7 protein-coding genes are annotated in these 8,551 nt (G+C 67.8%); all 7 read left to right on the top strand.

Annotated features, from left to right (window positions below; genetic code table 11):
- Nucleotides 1-977: UDP-galactopyranose/dTDP-fucopyranose mutase family protein (locus tag WA944_RS13005; protein WP_526647010.1), on the top strand; the 977-nt coding region annotated here is incomplete at its 5' end.
- Nucleotides 974-2,920, top strand: a complete 1,947-nt coding sequence (locus WA944_RS13000) for a glycosyltransferase family 2 protein (RefSeq protein WP_526647009.1) — start codon at nt 974-976, stop codon at nt 2,918-2,920. The genes WA944_RS13005 and WA944_RS13000, both read left to right, overlap by 4 nt.
- A complete protein-coding gene (locus WA944_RS12995; protein ID WP_526370678.1) occupies nt 2,913-3,437 on the top strand; it encodes a phosphatase PAP2 family protein in 525 nt (174 codons plus the stop codon). The genes WA944_RS13000 and WA944_RS12995 overlap by 8 nt, the downstream gene beginning before the upstream one ends.
- Before the next feature lie 2 nt (nt 3,438-3,439).
- Nucleotides 3,440-4,375 carry a decaprenyl-phosphate phosphoribosyltransferase gene (locus tag WA944_RS12990; protein ID WP_526610569.1) on the top strand — a complete coding sequence of 312 codons (936 nt, stop codon included), beginning with the start codon at nt 3,440-3,442 and terminating at the stop codon, nt 4,373-4,375.
- Nucleotides 4,353-6,353: a terminal beta-(1->2)-arabinofuranosyltransferase gene (gene aftB, locus WA944_RS12985; protein WP_526370674.1), complete on the top strand. Its 2,001-nt coding sequence runs from the start codon at nt 4,353-4,355 to the stop codon at nt 6,351-6,353. Before WA944_RS12990 ends, aftB begins: the two co-directional genes overlap by 23 nt.
- Nucleotides 6,354-6,566: 213 nt before the next feature.
- Nucleotides 6,567-7,631 carry an alpha/beta hydrolase gene (locus WA944_RS12980; RefSeq protein ID WP_526370676.1) on the top strand — a complete coding sequence of 355 codons (1,065 nt, stop codon included), beginning with the start codon at nt 6,567-6,569 and terminating at the stop codon, nt 7,629-7,631.
- 220 nt (nt 7,632-7,851) lie between these two features.
- The coding region (locus WA944_RS12975) for an alpha/beta hydrolase (protein WP_526370680.1) at nt 7,852-8,551 on the top strand (700 nt) is incomplete at its 3' end.

The raw sequence follows: 8,551 nt of genomic DNA, 5'->3' as shown, positions 1-8,551 counted from the left end.
TCACCGAGTTCACCGGCTACCAGCACCGGGTGTTCGCGCTGCACGACGGGCAGGCCTACCAGTTCCCGATGGGTCTGGGGCTGGTCAGCCAGTTCTTCGGCCGGTACTTCACCCCCGACCAGGCACGGGCGCTGATCAAGGAGCAGGCCAGCGAGATCGATTCCGCCGACGCGCAGAACCTCGAGGAGAAGGCGATCTCGCTGATCGGCCGGCCGCTGTACGAGGCGTTCGTCAAGGGCTACACGGCCAAGCAGTGGCAGACCCACCCTGCTGAGCTGCCGGCGTCGGTGATCAACCGATTGCCGGTGCGCTACACCTTCGACAACCGCTACTTCAACGACACCTACGAGGGCCTGCCCGTCGACGGCTACACGGCCTGGCTGCAGAACATGGCCGCCGACGACCGCATCGAGGTCCGGCTCGACACCGACTGGTTCGACGTCCGTGACCCGTTGCGGGCCGCCAGTCCGTCGGCCCCGGTGGTGTACACCGGTCCACTGGACCGCTACTTCGACTACGTCGACGGCAGGCTGGGCTGGCGCACGCTGGATTTCGAGCTCGAGGTGCTGCGCGACTGCGGGGACTTCCAAGGCACGCCGGTGATGAACTACAACGACCTCGAGGTGCCGTACACCCGGATCCACGAGTTCCGCCACTTCCACCCCGAACGGTCCTACCCGGCCGACAAGACCGTGATCATGCGTGAGTTCTCGCGTTTCGCGGCCGACGACGACGAGCCGTACTACCCGATCAACACCGACGCCGACCGTGCGGTGCTGGGCGCCTACCGTGAGCGGGCACGGGCCGAGACGGCCTCGTCGAAGGTGCTCTTCGGCGGCCGCCTCGGCACCTATCAATATCTGGACATGCACATGGCCATCGCCAGCGCGCTGAACATGTACGACAACACCATCGCGCCCCACCTGCGCGACGGCGCGCCGCTGGCCGAACCCGAAACAGAAAGCAACCGACTATGAGTGACATCCCGTCCGGCGCGCTCGAGGCCGGACAGTCACGGGCAGTCAGCCTGCTGGCCCGCGTCATCCTGCCGCGGCCCGGCGAACCGCTCGACGTCCGGAAGCTCTACATCGAGGAGTCGGTGACCAACGCGCGGCGCGCTCATCCGCCGACGCGCACCGAATTGGAGATCGGTGCCGAGTCCGAGGTGTCGTTCGCGACGTACTTCAACGCGTTCCCGGCCAGTTACTGGCGCCGGTGGTCGACGCTGGAGTGGTTCGTGTTGGGGGTGGAGCTGACCGGAAGCGGCCGCGTCGACGTCTACCGCACCAAGGCCACCGGCGCCCGCATCACCGTCAGCGGCGATTCTTTCGCCAGCGGTGACGCAGACACCGCCGTGGTGGAGTTCGAGATCGGGCTCGACCCGTTCGAGGACGGCGGCTGGATCTGGTTCGACATCACCACCAACTCCGCGGTCACGCTGCGCAGCGCCGGTTGGTACGCACCGACGCCCGCTCCCGGCCGGGCCGACGTCACGGTCGGCATCCCGACATTCAACCGGCCGTCCGACTGTGTCAACGCGCTGGCTGCGCTCACGTCGGATCCGCTGGTGGACGAGGTGATCGGTGCGGTCATCGTCTCCGATCAGGGAACCGACAAAGCCCAGGACCACCCGGGTTTCGCCGCCGCGGCGGCTGCGTTGGGCTCCCGGCTGGCGGTGCACCACCAGCCGAACCTGGGTGGGTCGGGCGGCTACAGCCGGGTGATGTACGAGGCGCTGAAGAACACCGACTGCGAACAGATCCTGTTCATGGACGACGACATCCGGATCGAACCGGACTCGGTGTTGCGCGCGCTGGCGATGAACAGGTTCGCCAAGTCGCCCACGCTGGTCGGCGGGCACATGCTCAACCTGCAGGAACCGTCGCACCTGCACGTGATGGGCGAGGTCGTCGACCGGGCGAACTTCATGTGGACCAACGCCCCCAACACCGAGTACGACCATGACTTCGCCAAATACCCGCTGGTCGACGAGGAGGACCGCAGCAAGCTGCTGCACCGCCGGATCGACGTGGATTACAACGGTTGGTGGATGTGCATGATCCCGCGGCAGGTGGCCGAGGAACTCGGCCAGCCGTTGCCGCTGTTCATCAAGTGGGACGACGCCGAGTACGGGCTGCGCGCAGCCGAGCACGGCTACGGCACGGTCACCCTCCCGGGTGCGGCGATCTGGCACATGGCGTGGAGCGACAAGGACGACGCGATCGACTGGCAGGCCTACTTCCACCTGCGCAACCGGCTGGCCGTGGCCGCCCTGCACTGGGACGGCGGGGTCGCCGGCCTGCTCGCCTCGTCGATCAAGGCCACGCTGAAACACCTTCTGTGCCTTGAATACTCGACCGTGGCGATCCAGAACCGGGCGATGGCTGACTTCCTGGCCGGCCCCGAGCACATCTTCTCGATCCTGGAGTCCGCGCTGCCGGACGTGCGGGCGATGCGCAGCGAGTACCCCGATGCCGTCGTGCTACCGGGGGCCACCGCACTGCCGCCCGCGTCGGACAAGCGCCGCAAGAAGGTGAAGATCCCGACCTCCAAGCCGGCCATCGCATTTCGGCTGTTTCGCGGGGTGGCGCATCAGCTCACCGAGCACGACCCCGCCCACCATCAGCGACCCCAACTCAACGTCGCCACCCAGGACGCCCGCTGGTTTCTGCTCTGCAAGGTCGACGGCGTCACCGTGACGACCGCGGACGGCCGCGGGGTGGTCTTCCGGCAGCGCGACCGCGACAAGATGATCGAGCTGCTGCGGACGTCGCTTCGCCAGCACGTGCAGCTGGCGCGCAAGTTCAACCGGATGCGCAGGGTGTACCGCGACGCCCTGCCGATGTTGACGAGCAAGCAACGGTGGGAGACCGTGCTGAACTCCGGTCGGCAGGGGGTCGTGGCATCCCGTGATCGCTGATCCGGTCGTTCCGCCCACGGGCGAGGACCTCGCACTGGTGGCCGTGCAGTCAGCGGTCGCCGGTCGGCCCGGCGTACTGCCCGCCGCCCGCGGTCTTTCGCATTTCGGGGAGCACAGCCTGGGCTGGCTCGGCGTGGCCGCCCTCGGCGCGCTGGTGAGCCCGGGTCGCCGCCGGGAGTTCCTGGCCGCGGGCGCGGGCGCATTCCTGGCGCACGCCAGTGCCGTGGTCGTCAAACGGATGGTCCGCCGCGAACGGCCGCGCCACCCGGCGATCGCGGTCAACGTCGGCACCCCGAGCAGGCTGAGCTTTCCGTCCGCACATGCCACCTCGACAACCGCGGCGTCGATGCTGCTGGCCCGCCCTACCGGGTTCCCGCTGCCCGCTTTGCTGATCCCGCCGATGGCGCTGTCCCGCTTGGTCCTCGGTGTGCACTACCCCAGCGATGTCCTCGCGGGCGTCGCCGTGGGAGCGGCGGTGGCGAAGCTGGTGGGCACGGTGGAAGAAAGGGGTCGGTGACAATGAGCGCATCCCAGGTCGGCCAGGAGACAGGGTCGGCCGCAGGTCCTCCGAAGAGCCTGGGCGCGGGGATCGTCAAGGCGCTGCGGCCCCGTCAGTGGGTGAAGAACGTTCTGGTCTTCGCCGCCCCGGTGGCTGCCCTGGGCGACGCCCGCTACGCCTACGACTACCGCGAAGTGCTGGTCAACGTGCTGCTGGCGTTCGTCGTCTTCAGCCTGGCCGCGTCGTGTGTGTACCTGATCAACGACGCCCGTGATGTCGACGCAGACCGCGCACATCCGACCAAGAGGTTCCGGCCGATCGCTGCAGGGGTGGTGCCCGAGTGGCTGGCCTACACGCTGGCGGCGGTGCTGGGTGCTGCGTCGCTGGCGATCTCGTGGTTGGTGACACCGGACCTGGCGCTGGTGATGGCCATCTACATCGGCATCCAGCTGGCCTACTGCTTCGGCCTCAAGCACCAGCCCGTCATCGACATCTGCATCGTGTCCTCGGGCTTCCTCATTCGGGCGATCGCCGGCGGCGTAGCGGCGGATGTGCCCCTGTCGCAGTGGTTCCTGTTGATGATGGCCTTCGGCTCGCTGTTCATGGCGGCCGGGAAGCGTTACGCCGAACTGCAGTTGGCCGAGCGGACCGGCGCCAAGATCCGTAAATCGCTGGAGAGCTACACCAGCTCCTATCTGCGCTTCGTGTGGACGCTGTCGGCGACGTCGCTGGTGCTGTGCTACGGACTGTGGGCGTTCGAGCGTGACGCGACCGGAGGCACCTCCTGGTTCGTGGTCTCGATGGTTCCGTTCACGGTCGCGATCCTGCGGTACGCCGTCGACGTCGACGGCGGAATGGCCGGCGAACCGGAGGAGATCGCGCTCAAGGACCGAGTGCTTCAGGTGTTGGCGCTTGCCTGGATCGGAACCATCAGTGGCGCAATCTTCCTCAGCTGACCGGTTGACCACAGCGATGGCGGGCCGGTTGACCCGCTGGCCGGCCTATCCCTACGACGTCTCGGTCCGGATCAGCCTCTGGATCAGCGTGACGGTGGTGGCCGCGCTGTTCGGCTGGGGCGCCTGGCAGCGCCGGTGGATCGCCGACGACGGGCTGATCGTGCTGCGCACCGTGCGAAACCTGTTGGCGGGCAACGGTCCCGTCTTCAACGCCGGGGAGCGGGTGGAGGCCAACACCTCGACGGTGTGGTCGTATCTGATGTACCTCGGTGGACTGGTCTCCGAGCCTGCACGGCTGGAGTACGTGGCGCTGACGCTCGCGCTGGTGTTCAGCGTGCTCGGGGTGGTACTGGTCATGCTCGGCACCGCCAGGTTGTATGCGCCGAGCCTACGGGGGCGGCACGCACTGCTGCTACCGGCGGGTGCACTGGTCTACATCGCGGTGCCGCCGGCCCGTGACTTCGCCACCTCCGGGCTCGAGAACGGTTTGGTGCTGGCCTATCTGGGGCTGCTGTGGTGGATGATGGTCTGCTGGTCGCAGGCGCTGCGCGGGCTTCAGACCTCACGGACCTCACAGACCTCGCCGGTGTTCGACGGTTCGCTGGCGTTCGTCGCCGGGCTCAGCGTGCTGGTGCGTCCCGAGCTCGCGCTCATCGGCGGCGTCGCGCTGATCATGATGCTGATCGCGGCACCCGACTGGCGGCGACGTGCGCTGATCGTCGCCGCGGGCGGGCTGCTACCGGTGGCCTACCAGATCTTCCGGATGGGGTACTACGGGCTGCTGGTCCCCGCCACCGCGGTGGCCAAGGACGCCTCCGGGGCGAAGTGGCAGCAGGGTTTCGTCTACCTCGCCAACTTCAACCAGCCCTACCTGTTGTGGGCGCCAGCGGTGCTGCTGGTCGGGCTGGCGTTGATGGTGATGCTGCTGCGCGGCCGGCCGTCATCGGTGAACCGCCGGGCGCCTGCAGGCGCCCGCTGGCTGGCGCGCACGGTGCAGACCCCGCAGGCGGTGGTGATCTTCATGGTGGTCAGCGGACTCCTGCAGGCGGTCTACTGGATCCGCCAGGGCGGCGACTTCATGCACGGCCGGGTGCTGCTGACACCGTTGTTCTGCATGTTGGCGCCCGTCGCCGTGATCCCGTTGATGCTGCCCGACCGCTCGCGGATGGCCCGCGGCGCGGGCTATCTGTACGCCGGTGCCACCAGCGTGCTGTGGCTGGCTGTTGCGGGGTGGGCGCTGTGGGCGGCCAACTCGCCGGGCATGGGAGCCGACGCCACCCGGGTGACCTATACCGGAATCGTCGACGAACGTCGCTTCTACGCGCAGGCGACCGGCAATCCGCACCCTTTGACCGCCGCGGACTACCTCGACTACCCACGGATGCGCGCCGTGCTGACCGCGATCGAGAACACCCCCGACGGCGCACTGCTGCTGCCCGCCGGCAGCTACGACACCTGGGATGTGGTGCCCGCGATACCGCCGCCGCCGGACGCTCCACCGGAGTCGGCGGATCAAACCGGGCCCCACACCGTGTTCTTCACCAATCTCGGCATGCTGGGGATGAACGTCGGTCTCGACGTCCGGGTGATCGACCAGATCGGTCTGGCGAACCCGCTGGCCGCGCGCACCGCCCGTATCGAGGACGGCCGGATCGGGCACGACAAGAACCTGTTCCCCGATTGGGCGGTCGCCGAGGGTCCTTTCCTCAAGGAGCCGCCGTACCTCCCGGTTTATCTCGACGAGGACTGGATCAGACAGGCCGAAGCGGCACTGAAGTGCCCCGGCACCGAGGCCGCCCTGGCCGCGATCCGCGCCCCGATGGGGCCGAGGCGATTCCTGTCGAACCTGCTCAACGCCGCGGAGTTGACGTCGTACCGCATCGACAGGGTGCCGCGCTACGAGCTGGCGAGGTGCGGTATTCCGATACCGGAGCCGGTGAATCCGCCCTACACCGGGCTGCCCGCAACAGGGCCGTGAACAGAGGGCGATTTGCTGGCAGAGCAGGTTTTCTGCTTTCGTAACGCGACAGCCATGTCGGTCGGATAAGGCATGTGAGGGCACCGCGAGCGGCTCAGCGGTGAGGAGAGAACGCCACAAAGGTGTGGTTCACTACATGGGCGACGTGGCCGGTGCGGGGACTTCGAGTCCAGCCCGCCAGCGCTGCTCACGACAGATGGGAAAAACACAAGGATGAAGCTCGTTTCGGGGCTGCGTGGCGCAGCGAAGACCCTTGGGCGCCGGCTCACAGTGGCGGCCCTTGCGGCAGCGTTGGTGCCGGGCCTGATCAGCGCTGTCGGTGGCACGGCGACGGCCGGAGCGTTCTCCCGTCCCGGGCTGCCGGTGGAGTACCTCGAGGTGCCGTCCGCCGCGATGGGCAAGAACATCAAGGTCCAGTTCCAGAGCGGCGGCCCCAACGCTCCCGGCGTCTACCTGCTCGACGGTCTGCGTGCCCAGGACGACTTCAACGGGTGGGACATCAACACCGCGGCGTTCGAGTGGTACCTCGACTCCGGTCTCGCCGTGGTCATGCCCGTCGGCGGCCAGTCCAGCTTCTACACCGACTGGTACAAGCCGGCGTGTGGCAAGACCGGCTGCAGCACCTACAACTGGGAGACCTTCATCTCCCAGGAGCTGCCCGCCTACCTGGCGGCCAACAAGGGTGTCGACCCGGGCCGCAACGCGGCAGTGGGCCTGTCGATGGCCGGTTCGGCGTCGATGACCATGGCGATCTACCACCCCAACCAGTTCCAGTACGCGGGCTCGCTGTCGGGCTTCCTGAACCTGTCCGAGGGCTGGTGGCCCATGCTGGTCGGTATCTCGATGGGTGACGCGGGCGGCTACGACGCCGAGGACATGTGGGGGCCGTCCAGTGACCCGGCGTGGAAGCGCAACGATCCGATGGTCAACATCGACAGGCTCGTCGCCAACAACACCCGCCTCTGGGTGTTCTGCGGCAACGGCAAGCCGTCCGAACTCGACGCCGGCTCCAGCTCGGGCAACCTGTTCAACGCCAAGTTCCTCGAGGGCTTCACGCTGCGCACCAACAAGACCTTCCAGGAGGAGTACCTGGCCGCGGGCGGTCGCAACGGTGTGTTCAACTTCCCGTCCAACGGAACGCACAGCTGGGGCTACTGGGGCCAGCAGCTCCAGCAGATGAAGCCCGACATCCAGCGGGCACTCGGTGCGGTGCCGCAGCCGTCGGCACCCCCGGCGCCGGTCGAAGCGCCGGTAGACGCCCCGGCGATGGGCGGCTAGGCACTTCGACGCCAAGCACGTGAATGACGGCGGTGATCCTCTCCGAGGGTCACCGCCGTCAGTCGCTTTGGCCCCGCCCCGTCGCGGTGGTGTGATTCACTACCTTGCGGTAGGGCCGACTGGTGATGCGCCGGGTGTCGCCAGGTATGCGAGACATGAGGTGGGGCAGATGCGGGCGTTGACGCGAAGGATCACGGTCGCGGTGCTGGCCGTGGCGGCGATGTCGGTGAGCATGGTGCTGCCGACGCACTGGGGCACCGGGTCTCCCACCGCCCATGCCCAGGGTGTCGAGTTCCTGATGGTGCCCTCGCCGGCGATGGGCCGCGACATCCCGGTCGCATTCCAGGGCGGCGGCCCGCACGCGGTCGTGTTGCTGGACGCGTTCAACGCCGCACCCGACGTCAGCAACTGGGTGACGGCAGGCAACGCCATGAACACGCTCGCCGGGCAGGGCATCTCGGTGGCCGCCCCCGCCGGTGGCGCCTGGAGCATGTACACCAACTGGGAGCAGGACGGCAGCAAGCAGTGGGAGACGTTCCTCGCTGACGAGCTACCCAACTGGCTGGCCGCCAACAAGGGGCTGGCCCCGGGCGGGCACGGGATCGTCGGAGCCGCCCAGGGCGGCACCGGGGCGCTGACGATGGCGACCTTCCACCCGGACCGCTACCGGTTCGCGGGATCGATGTCGGGCTTTCTGAACCCGTCGAACACGTACACTAACGGTGCCATCACCGCAGGCATGGCACGGTTCGGCGGCGTGAACACCCAAGCGATGTGGGGTGCGGCACAGTTGGGCCGCTGGAAATGGCACGACCCCGATGTGCACGCGCAGTTGCTGGTGAACAACAACACCCGGCTGTGGGTGTTCAGCCCGGCCACCACCACCTGCAGTGACCCGGCCGCCATGATCGACTACTGCG

Source organism: Mycobacterium sp. (genome assembly GCF_049683355.1).
Lineage (GTDB): Bacteria > Actinomycetota > Actinomycetes > Mycobacteriales > Mycobacteriaceae > Mycobacterium.
The sequence above is the reverse complement of the archived record's forward strand: the minus strand, read 5'-3'. Positions and strand labels throughout refer to the sequence as shown.

What these genes read in the sequence shown, in the direction of transcription:
- WA944_RS12990 (WP_526610569.1), top strand. Translation starts at nt 3,440, where the DNA reads ATGAGCGCATCCCAGGTCGGCCAGGAGACAGGGTCGGCCGCAGGTCCT.
- WA944_RS13000 (WP_526647009.1), top strand. Translation starts at nt 974, where the DNA reads ATGAGTGACATCCCGTCCGGCGCGCTCGAGGCCGGACAGTCACGGGCA.
- WA944_RS12980 (WP_526370676.1), top strand. Translation starts at nt 6,567, where the DNA reads ATGAAGCTCGTTTCGGGGCTGCGTGGCGCAGCGAAGACCCTTGGGCGC.